Consider the following 17,891-nt stretch of genomic DNA (forward strand, 5'->3'; position numbering starts at 1 on the left):
CGGGTCAGCTGCCCGGATCGCACTCCACCCGCAGCAGCCGGGAGTGCTCGGTCTCGAAGACCACCTCGCCGAGCGACTCGTCGGCCTGACCGATCGCCGCGTACCGCGGGTCGTACTGGTAGAGCAGACGGTCCTGATAGATGTAGCCGATGTCGCGGTCCAGCAGATTCCGGCAGTGCGCGGGGGACTCGGCGGCCAGCGGCACCGAGTAGATGGTGTTCTGATCCGCCTCGGTGAGCGAGAGCCCGGCGACGGGCAGGTAGACGTCGACCCCCTCGATCGCGTACAGGTGCGAGGCCCCGGAGAAGGGGCTGCCGAGCACCTTCTGGTCGGGGTCGAGGTCGGGGGCGACCCGGGCCCAGGCCTCGAGCTCGTCCTGCTGCAGGAAGCGACCGCGCCCCGAGTACTCCGCTGCGAGGTTCTTCGCGGCGTTGTCGGCGCGGGTCGGGATCGAGGCGCCGACCGCGACGACGGCGACGAGGACCAGCACCAGGCCGATCGCCCGGCGCGGCAGGGAGGCGTGGCCCGTGCTGCCTGCCCGTTCGAGCAGGGAGTGCCACGCGCGCAGCCCGGGGACCAGCAGCAGCACGGACAACATGGCGAGCGGCATCGAGAGCCGGTCCTGCCCGCGGTACCAGAGGGCGGAGAGGTTGAGGGACGAGTCGAGGGCGGCGTCGAGATAGAGCACCGCCACCACGATCCAGGCCACCGCGACCCAGCGTGCCCCGCTGCGCACTGAGGTGACGAGTCCGGGCCACCACACCGCGGCGAGGACCACGCCGAGCGCCATCGGCCACACCGTCAGCAGGCCCAGCAGGATCTCCCCGAGCGCCGACCACCAGGGCACCTGCAGGCCACCGGTGAAGTCGGTGACCGAGGAGCCCAGCGGAGTGGTGCCGGCGACGATCACCGGGGCGATCACGAACAGCGGCACGAGGGCGAGCAGGGGACGGCGGCGCAGTGCGGGCGCCATGGTGCAGGCGGTGAGCACGGCGACCAGCACCAGGGCCAGGAGCGCGACGTTGGGGTGCAGCAGGCCGAGGCCGAGCAACGCGAACGCGGCGAGGGCCAGGGCGGCGAGAACGGGGCGGAGCCGTGCACGGTCCCCGCGCGGCGCGTCGTCGGAGGAGGCCAGGAGGGCGGAAGAGAGCACCTGCCACAGCGCGAGGACCGCCGCGAGCGCCCCGGGGAGGGCCGCGAACCCCGTGAGGTTCGGGATCGCCGAGAGATGGATCCACTCGTCCACGGGGGCGGCCGGCACGATCGCCGCCCCGATCCCGGCGGCGAAGGGGGCCCACGGCACGGCGGGGAACACCGTGCGGGCCAGGAACGCCGTCCCCAGGATCCAGGGGAGCACGGCGAGGGCCAGCACCGCTCCGTTCAGCAGGATCGGCACCTCCACGCCGGGCACGGAGGAGGCGAGCGCGTGGAAGCCCGCGGGATAGGCCGTGGGGGTCCCGGCGGTGTTGGAGACGGAGCCGAGATCCAGGCTCGAGGCGGTGCCGGTCTCCCGGATCCGCTGCAGCGCCGAGAGGTGGTACAGCGTGTCCCAGCGCTCGAGGACGACATCGGGACGACGGCCCTGCAGCAGGATCGGTCCCAGGGAGACCACCAGGGCCACGAGCATCCACAGGGGGGCGAGGGGCACTGTGTGTGGGGGCATGAGCGGCCCGTCGAGACCGGTCGACGGCAGGCGCACGCCGAGCCGGCGCAGCAGCAGCGCCGCCGCGGTGAGCAGCGCGCCGCACCCCAGCAGCGGCAGCAGCGACCAGGGGATCCCGAGGAAGGGGGAGATCAGGGCCGCGAGCCCCGCCGTCGCGGCGCCGACGGCCGGCGCTACGGCGAGGGACAGCAGGCGCGAGCCGCCGAGGGCTCGGGGGATCGCGTAGCCGGGAAGATAGGCGGCCGCGAGGACGACCGCGATCGCGATCAGCAGCTGGGCGAGGTCGCTCATCCGTCCCGGGGGGTCCCGAGGGCGCGGGCGCGGTAGTCACCGGGCTGCTCGGCCTCGTCGAGGGCGAGCCGGCGCGCGAGATAGGTGGTGCGCTTCTCCGCGGCCTTGGTGCGCGCCTCCTGGAGGGCGAGGAAGCCGAGCAGCACCAACACCGTCGCGTACAGCAGCAGGTCCGCGCCGCGGCCCACGCCCACGAGGTTCGCGACTCGGCTGAGCATCCCGGGGAACAGCACGGTCGCGACCGCGAACACCGCGAAGGCGATGATCAGCAGACGGCGCACCGCGAGCTGCTTCGCCCCGCGCTTCACGAACAGCCAGCCGACGATCACCACGATGCCCAGCACGAGCACGAGCTGGATGATGAAGGTGCGGCTGCCCACCCCGAGCGCGGGGCCGAGCGCGATCAGCTGGTCCAGGCCCTCCACCGTCTCAGGCCTCCTCGGCCTGCTGGTGGGTGGAGGCGGAGCCGTCGCCGAGGACGAGGCGGGGGGTGCCGGCCCAGTTCTCGGCGATGGTGATGTTGCGGCCGTCCACGATGAGCTTCACGCCGGGCATGTCGGCGGAGCCGATCTCCGCGTACTCGGGGTGGTTGGTCTGCACGATCACGAGGTCCGCGGCGTCGCCGATCGTGTAGGGATCCCAGCCGAAGCCGCGGAGCTCCTCGGCGTCGTAGAAGGTGTCGTGGACCGCGACCTCGGCGCCCCGTGCGCGCAGCTCCTCGACCACGGGGAAGACGCCGGAGAACGCGGTCTCCTTGACCCCGGTGCGGTAGGACGCGCCGAGCACCACGGCCTTCAGCCCCTCGAGGGAGCCGAGCAGGTTCGCGGCCCGCTCGACGAGGTGCGCGGGGACCGAGGCGTTCAGGGTGCGGGCGGTGCGCACGGTGGTCGCGTTCGGGTCCGTGGAGAGGTACAGCCGCGGGTACACGGGGATGCAGTGGCCGCCGACGGCGATGCCGGGCTGGTGGATGTGGGAGTACGGCTGCGAGTTGGAGGCCTCGATGACCTTGTACACGTCGATGCCGTTGTCCTGCGCGAACAGTGCGAACTCGTTCGCCAGCGCGATGTTCACGTCGCGGTAGGTGGTCTCGGCGAGCTTCGCCAGCTCGGAGGCCTCGGGCGAGCCGAGGTCCCACACCCCGTTGGGGCGGGGGAGGTCGGGGCGCTCGTCGAAGGTCAGCGCCGACTCGTAGAAGGCGCGGGCACGGGCTGTGCCCTCTTCGGAGATCGCGCCGATGAGCTTGGGGTACTTGCGCAGGTCCGCGAACACGCGACCGGTCAGGACCCGCTCCGGGGAGAACACGGCGTAGAAGTCCTGGGCCTCCTTCAGCCCGGAGATCTCCTCGATCATCGGCACGAAGCGGGTGCGCAGGGTGCCGACCGGGAGGGTGGTCTCGTAGGAGACGAGCGTGCCGGGGGTGAGGTGCTCGGCCAGGGAACGGGTCGCCGCGTCCATCCACGCGAAGTCCGGCTCCCAGGTGGCGTCGTCCACGAACAGCGGCACCACGATCACCACGGCGTCCGCGCCGGGGATCGCCTCGGCGTAGTCGGTGGTCGCGCGGAGCTTCCCGGCGGGCACCAGCTCGGAGAGCTTCTCCTGGAGGTGCGCCTCCCCGGGGAACGGCTCCTTCGCCTGGTTGATGAGCTCGACCTGGCGGGCGCTCACGTCCACGCCGATCACCTCGTGGCCGGCGTCCGCGAACTGCACCGCGAGCGGCAGGCCGATCTTCCCGAGGGCGACGACAGCGGTCTTCATGGGTTCTCCTTCTCGGCGCCGTGGCGCGCCGCACGTGCGGGGATGACCGCTCGGGGGCGGCCCACCGTGACAGGGTATCCTCATCGGCCGTCGCCGACCTCGATGTGGCGCGCCGCCCGTCGACCCGTCGCCAGCACCGGAGGAGAGCCTGTGAGCAAGACCGAGCCCCCGGGTGAGCAGGGCCCCGCGGGCGCCTCCGCACCCCCCGCCTCGCCCGGCGCCGACAGCACCTGGTTCGTGGTGCCGATGTTCAACGAGGGCGAGGTCGTGGGCGACGTCATCCGCGACCTGCGCACCCGGTACCCGCTCGTGGTGTGCGTCGACGACGGCAGCGAGGACGACTGCGGCCGGATCGCCGCCGAGGCCGGCGCCGTCGTGGTCCGCCATCCCTACAACATGGGGCAGGGCGCCGCGCTCAAGACCGGTATCGACTACGCGCTCCGCGATCCGCGGATGCGGCAGATCGTGACCTTCGACTCGGACGGCCAGCACCAGGTCGACGACGCCGCCTCGATGATCGCGATGCGGGAGGCGGAAGGGGTCGACGTCGTGCTCGGGTCCCGCTTCCTCGACTCCCGTACGAAGCCAGGCCTGATCAAGCGCCTCGTGCTGCGCGGCGCGGTCTGGTACTCGAACCTCACCTCCGGGGTGAAGCTGACCGACGCCCACAACGGCCTGCGGGTGCTGGGCCGGCACGCCTGCGAGAAGATCACCATCGAGCAGAACCGGATGGCGCACGCCTCGGAGCTGGTCGAGGAGATCGGTCGCCATGAGCTGACGGTGCGCGAGCACCCGGTGCACATCCTCTACACCGACTACTCCCGCGCGAAGGGCCAGTCGGTGCTGAACTCGGTGAACATCGTCATCGACATGCTCTTCCGCTGACCTGTCCCCGCTGACAAGTCCCCGGAGCGCCGGCCCTCAGCGCTCCTGCTCCGCCGCCTCGAGCAGCCCGGCGAGCACCTCGCGCCCCGTGTGTCGTGCCCATCCGGCCGGGGTCGCCCCGTAGGTCGGATCGCGCAGGGTCGGGTCCGCGCCGCGGGCGAGCAGCAGCTCGACCGTCGCGTGGTTCCCGCGCACCGCTGCCTCGTGCAGCGCTGTGGCTCCCTCCGCCGTCCGCGCGTCGGCCGCGAAGCCCAGATCCAGGAGCTGCGCGACGGCCTCGGGCCGGCCGAGAGCGGCGGCCTGCGCCACGAGATCCGGATGGCTCCGTTGCATCTCCCGCGCGACGGCTCGGTCCGCGAGGGCGTCGGCCGGGCCGAGCAGCGCCCCGATCGCCGCGTCCTCCGCCGTGAGGTCCTCCCCGCGGGCCCCGTGCTCCCGGAGGAGGCGGGCCACGCCCACGGCGCCGTGCCGCACGGCTTCCCGCAGCGGCGACCGGCCGCCGTGGAGGGGATGGGTGCTGGGCCGCTCCGGATCGGCGCCCGCCTCGAGGAGCAGGGTCGCGCGTGCGGTGAGGTCGTGGCAGGCCGTGTGCAGCAGCGCCTCGGAGAGCTGCTGGGCGGGGGACTGGTGGCGCGGCGCGAGGAGCCGGTGCCAGGGCCCGCCGTCGCCGCGGCCGAGACCCGCCCGCAGCAGGAGCGCGAGCCACGCGGTGTCGTCCCGCACCACGGTGTCGCCCGCACCCCGGTCGTAGATGGTCTGGCTGTCGTTCGGGTCGGCTCCGGCACTCAGCAGCCCCGTGGCCAGGGCGGTCTCCGCGGGATGCGGGGGAGCGCCCTGCTCGCCGCCGCCGAACACCCCGGTGAGCGCCGTGAACGGGGACGGCAGGGAGTCCCAGAGGAACCCGGCGTTCGGATCGGCGCCCGCGTCGAGGAGCAGCCGCAGCACCGCGGGGTGGTCGGGCGTCCGCCCGTCCGGCAGCGGCCCGGTCCAGCGGGAGTAGCACAGGTGCAGCAGCGGCGGCCAGCCGTAGGGCGCGCCCTCCCGCTGCACCGCGGCTGGGTCGGTGCGGAGCAGCTCCCGGGCCGCGACCGGATCGCCGAGCGCGGCGGCGACGGCGAGATCCGTCCGGGCCAGGTGCGGCTCGGCCGCGAGCAGCGCTGCGGCCGCCGCGAGGTCGGGGGCGCCGCGACGACTGTGGTCCACGGTCATCGCGCGCAGCAGCCGGTCCCGCGGACCGGTGGCCGCTGCCTGATCGGGGCGGCGGGTGCGGGCGAGGACCTCGTCCACGTGCCGGCGCAGGACGGGCCAGGACGAGAAGCCGTAGGACCGCGCGAGGGCCAGCTGCGCGGCGGCGAGAGGCAGGGCCGCCCCGTGGTCGTGGTCCGCGCCGAGCAGCGGCTCGGCGTCCGGATGGTGCGCGCGCAGGAGCGCGCGGGCCTCGGGCTCCCCGGCGCGCGCGGCGTCGCGCAGACGCTTGGCCCGGCGCCGCAGCGCCGAGGGATCGGGATGGTCGGGAAGGTACTGCAGGGACATGGCGGCCTCCGCTCCGAGCCCGGCGTCCGCTGGATCGGGCAGGAGGGGAGACGGGCATCCTCGTGCACGGCACCGAGGCGGGCTGAGCCCTTCCCGCGGACAGGCGGCGCCCTCGGTGCGCCACGTCGATCATAGCCTGCGCGTCCGCCTGTCCCGGGGGCACTCGCGCGAACTCCTGGACCATCCCCGAGCACCCCGGAGGATGATCCGGGGACACCCGTCGACGCCGCTCACCTCACCCCGGAGAAGTCGATGCTGACACGAGAGGCCTCAGTCCTCGGTGACCGCTTCGCCGTTGGTGCCGAGGCCATCCCACTCCTCAGCCAAGGGCGTGCCGTCCCTGGTGTACAGGGGGAGACCTCCATCGACCGAGTCACCGGAGACGTCGCCCAGATTCTCGGAGCTCTCGCGCTCCATGTACTCGACGGCCTCGTCAGGGGAGCTGACGTCCCCGCCTTCCGCGGCGAAGAGATCCTCGGAGAGGACGTATGCCTCGCTCCCGTCGTCGAGCTCGACGAGGATCAGGTCGGGGGCCTGTTGGTCGCTCGGGGCGTCGGCGAGGGAACCGTAGGTCTGACCGTTCTCATTGACCGGGAACAGGGCGTCATCCTCCGACTCTGCGCTCGCAGGTGGGGTGTGCAGCTGAGTCGCCAGCCCGAGGCCGAATGCTGCGCCGATGAACAGCGCCGCGGTGATGATGGTCATTGAGCGACGCGCGCCGGTCGCCTGTCGATGCTTTCTCATCGTTTCCCTCGTCTGCTAGTTGTTCTGGTTCGGAGATCTCGGGGCGTAGACAGCCTTGTAATCACTGCCGGTCCACGCTTTCGACACCCCGTGTGAATAGTATGCGGAGCCACTCAGCCCAACGAAGAAGCAAACCGTCGACAGGCTGCTCGCCGATTTGTCGGTATAGGTGTATCCGCTGCTGCACTTGAGTGCGCCGCTGCTGGTGTAGGCGCGCGTCAGGTTCCCGAAATGCCCAGCCGGTCGATTACCGCTGAGCGACAAGGTTCCGGTGCGACCTTGATCGCCAGCGGTCGAGTTCGTGATAATTCTCGAGTAGTTGGAATAGTTCGCCGAGCCTGCGGAGAAATATCCGGTGGGACCTGTTGCGGTACCGGCACTCGCAACCCCCGGCGACAGAACGAGCAGCAAGCCTGCTGTCGACGCGATGACAAGAGTTCGAAAACTACTGCGAGCTGCCAACCTGCACTCCCATAGTGACGCCCCGTTGCGTCCCCGGAGGATAAGCCGCGAAACGGGGGGGGGCACAAGGGGTTGCTCTGACGCTCGAGGATCGCGTGCAGGGCGGTGCGGCGGCCCGAAGAGAGCGATGCCAGCGTGGGATTGCGCGAACTGAGCCCGTGCGATGGGGAGCGAAGCTGTGGGCTTTCAGGGCGGTGCGGGCCGAGCGACGTCGTCATCGCACCCGGGCTGACTCGGCCCTCGATACTGCACGGACCGAGCGGCAGGCCCTACCCCGCCGCGGGCTCCGCGGAGCCGTCGGCGATGCCGTCGAAGAACGCGGCGACGTCGTCCTCGTCGGTGAGGATCGCGACCCCGGAGTGCTTGGTCTGGTACTCGGGATCCTCGATCGGGATCGCCAGGGTGCGTCCGCTGTTCATCGCTGAGCGCGCCGTGAGGGCCATACGGCCGATGGCGGGGATGCCGGTCCCCTCGGAGGTGATCAGCGCGTTCGAGCCCGCGCCGGCGAGGCGGGCCTGCGCCACGGGGTTCAGCAGCACGGCGGGGGACGTCACCCGGTCCATGAGGGCGCCGACGAACTGCTGCTGACGCTGCTGGCGTCCGAGATCCGCGGTGGGGTCGAAGTAGCGGGCGCGGACGAAGGCGAGCGCCTGGTCCCCGCCGACGTCGTGGCAGCCCTCGGTCATCTGCAGGCCCGACTTCGGATCGTCCACGTCCTGGTCGATGCAGAGGTTCACGTGCCCGACGGCGTCGACCATGTCGGCGACCCCGTCGAAGCCGACCTCGACGTAGTGGTCGATGGTCAGCCCGGTGAACTCCTCGACGGTCTCCACCAGGAGGGCGGGGCCGCCGAAGGCGAAGGCGGCGTTGAGCTTGTAGCCGCCGTACCCGGGGATGTCCACGAGCGTGTCGCGGGGGAGGGAAACGAGGTAGCTGTTCCCGTTCGGGGCGCGGTGCAGGAGCATGATCGTGTCCGTGCGGGCGCCCTCGGTGCCATCGTCGGACACCTTCTCCCCGCCGCGGCCGTCGGAGCCCGCGATGAGATAGGTCGTGCCGGGGGTGTCCGCCGCCCCGGAGAGGGCGTCGACGTGCTCGATGCGGCTGCCGGCCCAGGCGGTCAGGCCCAGCCCCCAACCGAGCACCACGACGAGCACGAGCACCAGGAGGGTCGCGCCGAGGCGCACGGCGCGGGGGGTGCGGTGCCGGCGGCGGGGGTGCCGACCGTCGGGGCCGCCTCCGCAGCTCGGGCTCCGGGGGGACTCGGGGCCGCGAGGTCCGTCGCCGCCCTGCGCGATGCCGACGCCCGGGGGCGGACCGGCGGCGTCACCCGGTGCCTGGCTCCACTGCTCGGAGCGGGGGAGGGGGCGGGTCGCCGGGCCCGGCGCGACCGACGGCGGGAGGTCCTGCGCTGCGGGCCGCATCGGGCGCGCGCTGCCGCCGGCGCGGGCGCGATGGCCCGCGGGTCGTCGCGGTCCGCCGGGGCGCCGCGAGCGCGGGGGCTGCTCGGTCACAGGCATCTCCTTTGCCGCCGAGAGGGGCCCTGCGGCAGGAGGTGCAGGGGCCCTGAGGGGAAGCTCGGCGTCCGACAGGGTAGCGGCACCGCCGGTGCCGCGCGCCGCAGTCACGCACGCCTCGCCCGCCCGGTCCCCGAACCTCCCGCGAACCTTCACACGGCCCGCCCCTCCCCGTCCCCTCCCCGTCGTGCGCCTCCGTAGACTGGGCCCGTCGCCGCGGCGGCATCGACTGCGCAGGAGGATCCGTGACCCAATCCGCACCCTCGGGCGAGGCCCGGGCGAGTGATCGCACCGCCCACGCGGGAGCCGCCTCCCAGCGGATCGTCGCGGTGGTGGTCACCTACAACCGCGAGCAGCTGCTGCGCGACTGCCTCGATGCGCTCGCCGCCCAGGCCCGTCGGCCCGACGCGGTCGTGGTCATCGACAACGCCTCGAGTGATGCGAGCGGGCGCGTCGCCGACGAGCATCCGCTGGGAGCTGACGTCCTCCATCTGCGCCGCAACGTCGGCGGGGCCGGCGGCTTCGCCGCGGGGATCGCCCGCGCCCTCCAGCGGCACGGCGCCGACTGGGTGTGGGTGATGGACGATGACACCGTTCCGCGGCCCGCCGCCCTCGCCGAGCTGCTGCGCTCCCTCGAGGCTTCGCCCGCGCGGCTCTCGGTGCTGAGCTCGCGCGCCGTCTGGACCGATGGTCGCCCCCACCCGATGAACAGCCAGCGGACCCGCCTCGGGGCGAGCGCCCGCGAGAAGCAGGACGCCGCCCGCGCCCATGGCCGGCCGATACGCACAGCGAGTTACGTCTCCGCCCTGCTGAACGCGGAGGACGTGCGCCGACTGGGTCTGCCGATCGCCGACTACTTCATCTGGTCCGACGACTTCGAGCACACGGGGCGCCTGCTGCGCCGCGGCCGCGGGATCGCGGTCCCCGGGTCGGTGGTCGAGCATCGCACCGTCCGCTTCGACAACGCCCAGGCGAACCCCGGCGGCCGCTTCTACTACGACGTGCGCAACCGTCTCTGGGCCCTGCTGCGCACCGACTCCTTCACCCCGCTGGAGCGGGCCCTCTACGGCGGCCGCACGGCCCTCGGTTGGGCCGGGCAGCTGCTCCGCCACCGGGGGGACCTGCTCGGCAGCGGCCTGCGCGGGCTCCTCGCCGCCCTGGCCCGCGGTCCGCGGCCCTCGGCCCAGGTCCTCGCCGTCGACGGCGAGGCCGCGGCCGACGTGCGCGCGGTGGAACGGGCGGCCGGCCGATGACCGCCGGCCCCTCTGCCGGGTCGGCCCGGGGCGGCCCGCCCGACTTCGCCCTCCTGATGCCCTTGTGGGGCCGTGACCTCCCCGAGCGGGTCGAGCTCGCGCTCGTCTCGGCGACCCGGGAGCAGGAGCTCGCGCCGACCCTGCTGATCCTCACGGTCGACGGCCCCCTCCCGCCCGCGCTCGAGGCTCTCGTCGCCCGGGTCGAGGCAGGCGAGTTCGGTCCCGCCCGGGTGCTGCGGCACCCGGCGCACCGCGGCGTTGCCGCGGCCCTGCAGGACGGTCTGCTGGCTTCTCCGTACGAGCTCGTCGCCCGGGCCGATGCCGACGATCTCTGCCGTCCGGACCGCTTCGCCCGACAGATCCCGGTCGCCGCGGGCCTCGCCCCCGCGGCGCCGGGGCAGGTCCCGGCACCGCTGGACCTCGTGGGCGGGGCGATGCGGGAGTTCAGCGATCGCATCCCGGCAGGCACAGGGCCGCTGCGCAGCCGCCCGCTCGCGCACGACGAGATCGTCGAGTACCTGCGCACCCACTCGCCCTTCCACCACCCGACGGTGGTGCTGCGCCGCTCCACGGCTCTCGCCGTCGGCGGCTATCGGCACCTCCCGCTGCTGGAGGACTACTACCTGTGGGAGCGCATGGTGCTCGGCGGCGCGCGCACCGCGAATCTGGCCGAGGTGCTCGTGGACTACCGGGTCGACGAGCAGCTCTTCGTCCGCCGCGGAGGCTGGACCCTCTTCTCCTCCGACCTGGTGCTGCAGCGCCGGATGCTGCTGGACCGCGTCATCGGCCCCGGTCAGCTGCTGCGCAACCTCGGGATGCGCCTGGTGTACCGCTTCGCCCCCGGCTGGGCGCGGCGCCTGGCCTACCGCCGCTTCGTCGAGTCCCGCGGGTGAGTGCATGAGCACGACCACACCCGTCGGCGCGCCGGGCGGACGCGCCATCGCGCCCCATGCCCTCCGCTACTGTGAGCGGGTCCCCGGCGGACCCTCCGCACGCTTCGAAAGGACCCCCGTGTCGACTCCTGATCTCCTCATCGTCGGCTCCGGCCTCTTCGGCCTGACCATCGCCGAACGGGCCGTCGCCCAGCACGGCGCGAAGGTGACCATCATCGACCGCCGGTCGCATCTGGGCGGGAACGCCTACTCCGAGGCGGACGAGCACACCGGGATCGAGGTCCACAAGTACGGCGCCCACCTCTTCCACACCTCCAACAAGAAGGTGTGGGAGTACGTCAACGGCTTCACCTCGTTCACCGGCTACCAGCACAAGGTGTACACGACGCACCGCGGCGTGGTGTACCCGATGCCGATCAACCTCGGCACCATCAATCAGTTCTTCGGGGCCGCCTACACGCCCGACGAGGCCCGTGCGCTGATTGCCGAGCAGGCGGGAGAGCTGGCCGGCACCGACCCCGAGAACCTCGACGAGAAGGGCATCTCGCTGATCGGCCGCCCGCTCTACGAGGCGTTCATCAAGAACTACACGGGCAAGCAGTGGCAGACCGACCCCCAGGACCTGCCCGCGGGGATCATCTCCCGCCTGCCCGTGCGCTACACCTACGACAACCGCTACTTCAACGACACCTACGAGGGTCTGCCCGCCCAGGGCTACACCGCGTGGCTCGAGCGGATGGCGGATCACCCGAACATCGAGGTGCGCCTCGACACGGACTACTTCGACACCGACCAGCCGCTGAACAAGGACGCCGTCCGCGGGCAGCTGCCGGTGATCTACACCGGCCCCATCGATCGCTACTTCGACTACTCCGCGGGCTCGCTCGGATGGCGGACCATCGACCTGGAGACGGAGCACCTCGAGGTCGGCGACTTCCAGGGCACCTCGGTGATGAACTACGCCGACGCCGAGGTCCCCTACACCCGCATCATCGAGCCCCGTCACTTCCACCCCGAGCGCGACTACCCGACCGACCGCACCGTGATCCAGCGCGAGTACTCGCGCTTCGCCGAGTCCGGGGACGAGCCGTACTACCCGATCAACTCCGGGGGCGACCGCGAGACCCTGCTCGCCTACCGCGGGCTCGCCGACGCCGAGCCGCGCACCCTGTTCGGCGGGCGCCTCGGCACCTACCAGTACCTGGACATGCACATGGCCATCGGCGCCGCCCTGTCCATGGCCGACAACAAGCTGCCCGAGCTGCTGCGGGCCTGACCCGCCCGACCCGCCGCGATCGGCGGGCCAGCCGAGAGTCGACGAGGAGCACCATGAACGTCACCCCCACCTCCGCCCCCACCTCCGCCGGGGCGGCCCCGCAGCGCCTCCTGCAGCGCCTGGTCCTGCCCGGAGAGGCCAGCCCCGATGTGGTCCCGCTCTACATCGAGGCGGGTGACGCCCGCTCGGGCGCGACCGGCGGCTCCTTCGGGCTCGGCAGCGCCTCGGAGAAGCGGGCCAACGACCAGGCGCAGTCGTCCCACGCCGCCCTCGCCCAGGTCGACATCAGCGAGATCAGCGAGCGGCACGCCGCCCGCATCCCCGCGCATCAGATGCGCTCCTTCGGCACATATTTCAACGCCTTCCCCGCGAGCTACTGGCGCCGCTGGACCCCGGTGCGGGCGATCCGCCTCACGATCCGCACGGCCGGCAGCGGCCACCTCGTGGTCATGCGCTCCACGGCCCGCGGCACCCTGCAGCGCCAGGAGTCGCGGACCGTCTCCGGGGCCGGCGAGCAGGTCTTCGAGCTGCCGCTGACCGCCTTCGGCGACGGCGGCTGGTACTGGTTCGACGCCTACGCGGGCGACGAGGACCTCGCGATCCTCGGCGCCGAGTGGACGGCCGACGCCTCCGCGGCCCGCACCGAGGGCACCTTCTCCATCGCGATGACCACGATGAACAAGGTCGAGTACGTGCTCGACAACATCCGCACCCTCGCCGCCGAGCCCGTGCTGCGCGAGCTGCTGGACGTGATGTACATCGTCGACCAGGGCTCGGACCGCCTGAGCGACCACCCCGAGGAGCTCGCCCCGCTGCAGGCGGAGCTCGGCGAGCAGCTGCGCATCATCGAGCAGGGCAACATCGGCGGCTCCGGCGGGTTCTCCCGCGGCATGTACGAGGCCGCGACGGCAGGAGCTTCCACCTACGTCATCAACTGCGACGACGACATCGTGATGGAGACCGAGTCGCTGCTGCGCATGGTGACCTTCGCGGACTTCGCCACCCGGCCCACCATCGTCGGCGCCCACATGTTCGACCTCAACAACCGCTCGGTGCTGCACACCTTCGGCGAGGTCGTCGACCCGTGGCGGATCCAGCCCGCGCTCGCGAACGCCGAGGCCGAGATGGGCCACGACTTCGCCCAGGACCCGCTGCGCTCGACCCCGTGGCTGCACCGCCGCGCCGACGTCGACTACAACGGCTGGTGGGGCTGCCTGATCCCCACCGAGACGGTGCGCGCGATCGGCCTCAGCCTCCCCGTGTTCATCAAGTGGGACGACGCCGAGTACGGCCTGCGCGCGAAGAAGGCCGGCTACCCGACCGTCTCCCTGCCCGGTGCGGGCGTGTGGCACATGAGCTGGGTGGACAAGGACGACCTCGTCGGCTGGCAGGCCTACTTCCACGAGCGCAACCGCATCATCACCGCGCTCCTGCACTCCCCGTACGCGCGCGGCGGCCGCGTCGTCAAGGAGTCGCAGTTCATGGATGTCAAGCACCTGATCTCCATGCAGTACTACACCGAGGCCGGGCGCCTCATGGCGCAGAAGGACGTGCTCGAGGGCCCCGAGGCGCTCCACCCCTCGATCGGGACCAAGCTCCCCGAGATCCGCGGCATGGCGAAGGCCTTCGCCGACGCGGTCACGAAGAAGGACCAGGACCACTACCCGGCGGTCCACGTCGACAAGCCCCCGCGCAAGGGGCGCCCCTTCACCCAGCCGCACCGCCTGATGCTCCCCCTGTGGACCGCGAAGACCCTGGTCAAGCAGGTCGCGTTGCCTCCGAAGCCCCGCGCCGAGGAGAACCCGCAGGCGACGATCCCGCACCTGGACGCGAAGTGGTGGCGGCTCTCCGCCTATGACAGCGCGCTGGTCTCCAATGCGGAGGGCACCCAGATCTCCTGGTATAAGCGGGACCCCCAGCAGGTGCGGGAGATGCTCGCCTCCGCGATCCGCGCCCACCTCGACCTGCACCGTCGCTGGCCCGAGCTGCAGGCGCAGTACCGGGAGGCGGCGGGTCGGATCACCTCCTTCGAGGCCTGGGAGCGGACCTTCGCCGCGAACCCGGCGCCGGTGCGCGAGGCTGACAAGGCCTCCGGGGCGCCGTCGGCCGCCTCTGCCGACGCTGCCGCGGACGGCGCGACGACGGGCGGGAGCCCGGCCGCGTGAGCGAGCCCGGATCCCGGCGTGCCGCCTTCGCCCCGAGCCACGCCGAGCAGCAGGAGGGCTGGCGCGCCCCGGGGCAGGACGCCGGATGGCTGAACCCGATCCGCGAGCGCTTCCTGCTCGCGCTGCTGGTGCGCAAGGAGCTGCGGGTGCGCTACCGCGGCAGCGCACTGGGGATGCTGTGGAGCTACGTCAAGCCCGCGGTGCAGTTCATCGTCTTCTACATCGCGCTCGGCGTCTTCCTGCAGCTCTCGGAGGGAACTCCCGCCTATGCGGTGTACCTCTTCAGCGGCATCGTGGTGGTGAACCTCTTCGGCGAGGTGTTCGGCAACGCGACGCGGTCGATCTCGGGCAACGCCCCGCTGGTTTCGAAGATCTACCTGCCCAGCCAGCTTTTCCCTTGGTCGAGCATGATCGTGGCCCTGGTCCACTTCGTGCCGCAGCTGCTGGTGCTGGTCGTGGGCGCACTGCTCTTCGGCTGGCTGCCCTCCCTGACCTCGCTCGTCGCCTTCCTCCTGGGGATGGTGATCCTGCTCGTCTTCACCATGGGCCTCGGCATGCTGACCGCCGCTCTCAACGCGGCCTTCCGCGACGTCGAGAACTTCGTGGACCTCATCGTGATGGTCGCGACCTGGCTCTCGCCCGTGCTCTACCGGATCACCATGGTGGAGGAGGCGATCGGCGGCACGATCCTGTGGTGGCTGTACCAGCTGAACCCGCTGACGATCGTGGTGCAGCTCTTCCACACCGCGTTCTGGCGATATGCCGGGCCGGTCGTCGACGCGGTGCCCGGCGATCCGACGCTCGCGAGCCCGGGGGAGCCCTTCGGTCTGTGGTGGGCCGGCCTGCTCATCGCGGTCGTGACCTTCGTGATCGGAACCGTCGTCTTCGAACGCTCGAAGCGGCGCTTCGCCCAGGAACTGTGAGAGGAGTCCCGCGATGAGCCCGAACCTGCAGGACGTCCCCGCCTCCGCCGCCGTGCCCACGGAGCGCGAGATGGTCCGCGTCGAGCACGTGACCAAGCAGTTCTCGCGACGCCACGACCACTCCCTCAAGGAACTGGTGTTCTCGGCGCTGCAGCGGAAGAAGCTCGCCGACACCTTCCGCGCCCTGGACGACGTGGACCTCACCGTGCACGCGGGGGAGACCGTGGGCCTGATCGGCTTCAACGGCTCCGGCAAGTCTACGCTGCTCAAGACCATCTCGGGGGTGCTCTTCCCCGACGAGGGCCGGGTGCTGCTGCGCGGCCGGGTCGCGGGACTGATCGAGGTCGGCGCGGGCTTCCACCCGGATCTCTCGGGCCGCGAGAACGTCTACCTCAACGGTGCGATCCTGGGGATGAGCCGCGAGCAGATCGACGCCAAGTTCGACGAGATCGTCGCGTTCAGCGAGATCGAGGACTTCATCGACACGGACGTGAAGTACTACAGCTCGGGCATGTTCCTGCGGCTGGCCTTCTCCGTCGCCGTGCACACCGAGCCGGACATCTTCCTCGTCGACGAGATCCTCTCCGTCGGCGACGAGCCCTTCCAGCGCAAGTGCCTGGCCCGCATCCGCGAGCTGCAGGAGGCGGGGCGCACCATGGTCGTCGTCTCCCACGAGCTGGAGATGCTCGAGCGGCTCTGCACCCGCATCGTGGTGCTGCGCTCGGGGAAGATCGTCTTCGACGGCGACCCCGTCGAGGCGGTGCGCACCCTCCGCGAGGGCTGATCCCCTGACGTGACCGACGGGATATGTGAGGGTCAGCCGCGGCCGGTGACGCCCTCGTCGGCGGCCTGACGGTCCGACACGGAGGCAGCGGGGGCGACGATCCCGCCCCCGGCCGACCAGGCATGCAGCAGGGCCGGCACCGCCTCGAGCCCGTCCCCTTCGACCAGCAGTCGCGGCGTCTCCGCAGAGTCCTCAGTGTTCGCCGTGCTCGCCGCGGGTGCCGGGCCGCTCCAGGCGGGCAGCGTCACGGCAAGCCGATCGGAGCTCCCGCGCACCTCGAGCACCCAGTCCCGCACCAGGGCCGGCAGCTCCCCGTCGAAGCGGGGCGCGAGGGAGACGGGCCGGAGGGCGAGCACCTCGTCGGCCCGGGCGGCGAGGTCGCTGTCGGGACGGTCGGTGACCACCACCCGCGGGTCCTCGGCCTCCGCGGGATCGCGGGGCGGCACGACCACCTCGGCGCCCAGGGACCAGGCGGCCAGCGCGAGCACCAGGCGCTTCCAGTGCGGGGGGAGGTCCAGGACGACGAGGTCGCCCTCCTCGAGCCCGACCTCGTCGTGCAGGTGCCCGATCGCCTTGATCACCCAGTTCGCGAGCACGTGCCCGGACAGCTCGATGCGCGCGGCCTCGCCGTACCAGGCGAGGGCGGGGCGCGGGCCGCTGCGCTCGAGGGCCTCGAGCAGGGCGTGTCCGGAGGCGGCGGTGGAAGGGGTCATCGGCGGGGCTCCTCGGGGACGGGGCGGTCGATCAGGACGGCGAACGGGGGCAGCGGGGCGGCGAGGGACTCGGCGCCGAGCGCGGTGCGGATCCTTTCGGCGAGTCCTCCCGCCGCGATCCAGGATGCCGGATCGTCGCCCGCGGGGACGACGTGGAGCGCATCGGGCTCCCGCCGCACGGAGGGCTGCGCGGCGTCGGCCGCCCCCTCGTCCCCACGGCGGGGGATCCGGGCCACGTGGAGCGCCCTCTCGATCCGCTCCTCGTCCGGCTCGGGCGACATCCGCGCGATCGGTTCCTGCTCCTCGGTGAGCCCGAGGGCGACCCACACCGACTCCAGGCTGGGCCGGCGGAACCAGTCGTCCGCGCCGGTGCGGGACAGCTCCCGGGCGGGGACGTCGGTCGCATCGGTCCCGGGGACGCCACGCACCAGGGCGGCGGGCACTCCGCTCGCCTTGCCCTTGACGAGGTCCGCGGCGGCCGCGAGCTCATCGGCGAGGTTCCGTACGGTGACGGTGAGGGGGCGGCCGTCGGCGTCGGTCCCGCCGCGGAGGTCCTGCAGGGCGCTGATCCCGGCGGCGCCGAGCGCGATGTCGGTGACGCCCACCCGCCACACCCGGGAGGAGGTGTCCGTGAGCACCACCCCGAGGCGGAGCCCGAGCCGCGCGCGCAGGCCCTCGTGGAGTGCGCGCGCCTCCGCATCGGGATCCTCCGGCAGCAGCAGCGGGCCGTCGGGGGCGTTGGAGCCGTCGACGCCGGCGGCGGCCATCACCGGACCGGAGGGGATCTGCACCACCGAGGTGACCACGCGGGTGTGGCGACGGCGGGCGACGGTGCGGACGGCGGCCGCGCGGATCGCCTCGTCGCGCCGGGCGGGATCGATCCGCAGCCCGCGCGCCTTCGAGACGATCTTGGTCGAGACGCACAGCACGTCCCCCTCGCGGGGCGCGAGGGGCTCGAGGGCGGCGGCGAGGAGGGCGGCGAGGTCCGCGCCCTCGCGGAACTCTCCAATTCCTATTGCCGGGATTCCGTCTACGGG

At 72.3% G+C, this 17,891-nt stretch carries 15 protein-coding genes; 7 read left to right on the plus strand and 8 right to left on the minus strand.

The annotated features are described in order from the left end of the window. Positions 1–4: 4 nt before the first annotated feature. Genes V1260_RS02100 through V1260_RS02110 form a run of 3 tightly spaced genes read right to left on the minus strand, consistent with a single transcriptional unit; the run spans position 5 to position 3,709 of the window. Positions 5–1,954 carry a DUF6541 family protein gene (locus tag V1260_RS02100; protein ID WP_329745143.1) on the minus strand — a complete coding sequence of 650 codons (1,950 nt, stop codon included), beginning with the start codon at positions 1,952–1,954 and terminating at the stop codon, positions 5–7. After that, on the minus strand, positions 1,951–2,379 hold the full coding sequence (locus tag V1260_RS02105; protein WP_329745144.1) for a DUF2304 domain-containing protein: 429 nt from the start codon (positions 2,377–2,379) through the stop codon (positions 1,951–1,953). Before V1260_RS02105 ends, V1260_RS02100 begins: the two co-directional genes overlap by 4 nt. A gap of 4 nt (positions 2,380–2,383) precedes the next feature. Continuing rightward, positions 2,384–3,709 (minus strand): nucleotide sugar dehydrogenase, encoded by a 1,326-nt coding sequence (locus tag V1260_RS02110; protein ID WP_329745145.1) that lies wholly within the window; start codon positions 3,707–3,709, stop codon positions 2,384–2,386. A gap of 246 nt (positions 3,710–3,955) precedes the next feature. Between V1260_RS02110 and V1260_RS02115 the strand changes: the two genes are divergently transcribed. Continuing rightward, complete coding sequence (locus tag V1260_RS02115) at positions 3,956–4,594, plus strand: glycosyltransferase family 2 protein (RefSeq protein ID WP_329745156.1); 639 nt, start codon at positions 3,956–3,958, stop codon at positions 4,592–4,594. A gap of 36 nt (positions 4,595–4,630) precedes the next feature. On the opposite strand, the gene V1260_RS02120 is transcribed toward V1260_RS02115, so the two are convergent. The 3 genes from V1260_RS02120 to V1260_RS02130 all read right to left on the minus strand — a co-directional run bounded on the left by V1260_RS02120 (position 4,631) and on the right by V1260_RS02130 (position 8,844). Then, positions 4,631–6,127 (minus strand): ankyrin repeat domain-containing protein, encoded by a 1,497-nt coding sequence (locus V1260_RS02120; RefSeq protein ID WP_329745146.1) that lies wholly within the window; start codon positions 6,125–6,127, stop codon positions 4,631–4,633. Between the two features lie 270 nt (positions 6,128–6,397). Then, a complete protein-coding gene (locus V1260_RS02125; protein ID WP_329745147.1) occupies positions 6,398–6,832 on the minus strand; it encodes a hypothetical protein in 435 nt (144 codons plus the stop codon). A 770-nt stretch (positions 6,833–7,602) separates the two neighbouring features. Further along, positions 7,603–8,844, minus strand: a complete 1,242-nt coding sequence (locus V1260_RS02130) for an LCP family protein (RefSeq protein ID WP_329745148.1) — start codon at positions 8,842–8,844, stop codon at positions 7,603–7,605. Positions 8,845–9,092: 248 nt separating this feature from the next. Here V1260_RS02130 and V1260_RS02135 point away from each other — a divergent pair, with 248 nt between their 5' ends. The 6 genes from V1260_RS02135 (at position 9,093) to V1260_RS02160 (ending at position 16,141) form a co-directional block, all read left to right on the plus strand. Further along, positions 9,093–10,100, plus strand: a complete 1,008-nt coding sequence (locus V1260_RS02135; protein ID WP_329745149.1) for a glycosyltransferase — start codon at positions 9,093–9,095, stop codon at positions 10,098–10,100. Beyond that, positions 10,097–10,993 (plus strand): glycosyltransferase, encoded by an 897-nt coding sequence (locus tag V1260_RS02140; protein ID WP_329745150.1) that lies wholly within the window; start codon positions 10,097–10,099, stop codon positions 10,991–10,993. Before V1260_RS02135 ends, V1260_RS02140 begins: the two co-directional genes overlap by 4 nt. 118 nt (positions 10,994–11,111) lie before the next feature. Then, positions 11,112–12,269, plus strand: a complete 1,158-nt coding sequence (gene glf / locus V1260_RS02145) for a UDP-galactopyranose mutase (protein WP_329745151.1) — start codon at positions 11,112–11,114, stop codon at positions 12,267–12,269. Between the two features lie 53 nt (positions 12,270–12,322). Then, entirely contained in the window at positions 12,323–14,434 is a 2,112-nt protein-coding gene (locus V1260_RS02150) for a glycosyltransferase (protein WP_329745152.1), read from the plus strand. Then, on the plus strand, positions 14,431–15,357 hold the full coding sequence (locus V1260_RS02155; RefSeq protein ID WP_329745153.1) for an ABC transporter permease: 927 nt from the start codon (positions 14,431–14,433) through the stop codon (positions 15,355–15,357). The genes V1260_RS02150 and V1260_RS02155 overlap by 4 nt, the downstream gene beginning before the upstream one ends. 13 nt (positions 15,358–15,370) lie before the next feature. Then, positions 15,371–16,141, plus strand: a complete 771-nt coding sequence (locus V1260_RS02160) for an ABC transporter ATP-binding protein (RefSeq protein WP_329745154.1) — start codon at positions 15,371–15,373, stop codon at positions 16,139–16,141. A gap of 32 nt (positions 16,142–16,173) precedes the next feature. Here the strand turns inward: V1260_RS02160 and V1260_RS02165 are convergent, their stop codons facing one another. Together V1260_RS02165 and V1260_RS02170 are read right to left on the minus strand one after the other, a co-directional pair. Continuing rightward, the gene (locus V1260_RS02165) at positions 16,174–16,854 is read right to left on the minus strand and encodes a TIGR03089 family protein (RefSeq protein WP_329745155.1); all 681 of its coding nucleotides are present in this window, start codon (positions 16,852–16,854) and stop codon (positions 16,174–16,176) included. Then, positions 16,851–17,879, minus strand: a complete 1,029-nt coding sequence (locus V1260_RS02170; protein WP_329745157.1) for a coenzyme F420-0:L-glutamate ligase — start codon at positions 17,877–17,879, stop codon at positions 16,851–16,853. The genes V1260_RS02165 and V1260_RS02170 overlap by 4 nt, the downstream gene beginning before the upstream one ends. Positions 17,880–17,891 lie beyond the last annotated feature (12 nt).

This window comes from Brachybacterium sp. J144 (assembly GCF_036321705.1).
In the GTDB taxonomy this organism is placed as follows: Bacteria; Actinomycetota; Actinomycetes; order Actinomycetales; family Dermabacteraceae; genus Brachybacterium.

Excerpts from the sequence above, each read along its gene's own strand:
- V1260_RS02100 (WP_329745143.1), bottom strand. The coding sequence starts at position 1,954 with ATGAGCGACCTCGCCCAGCTGCTGATCGCGATCGCGGTCGTCCTCGCG.
- V1260_RS02110 (WP_329745145.1), bottom strand. The coding sequence starts at position 3,709 with ATGAAGACCGCTGTCGTCGCCCTCGGGAAGATCGGCCTGCCGCTCGCG.
- V1260_RS02115 (WP_329745156.1), top strand. The coding sequence starts at position 3,956 with ATGTTCAACGAGGGCGAGGTCGTGGGCGACGTCATCCGCGACCTGCGC.
- V1260_RS02120 (WP_329745146.1), bottom strand. The coding sequence starts at position 6,127 with ATGTCCCTGCAGTACCTTCCCGACCATCCCGATCCCTCGGCGCTGCGG.
- V1260_RS02125 (WP_329745147.1), bottom strand. The coding sequence starts at position 6,832 with ATGACCATCATCACCGCGGCGCTGTTCATCGGCGCAGCATTCGGCCTC.
- V1260_RS02140 (WP_329745150.1), top strand. The coding sequence starts at position 10,097 with ATGACCGCCGGCCCCTCTGCCGGGTCGGCCCGGGGCGGCCCGCCCGAC.
- V1260_RS02150 (WP_329745152.1), top strand. The coding sequence starts at position 12,323 with ATGAACGTCACCCCCACCTCCGCCCCCACCTCCGCCGGGGCGGCCCCG.
- V1260_RS02160 (WP_329745154.1), top strand. The coding sequence starts at position 15,371 with ATGAGCCCGAACCTGCAGGACGTCCCCGCCTCCGCCGCCGTGCCCACG.
- V1260_RS02165 (WP_329745155.1), bottom strand. The coding sequence starts at position 16,854 with ATGACCCCTTCCACCGCCGCCTCCGGACACGCCCTGCTCGAGGCCCTC.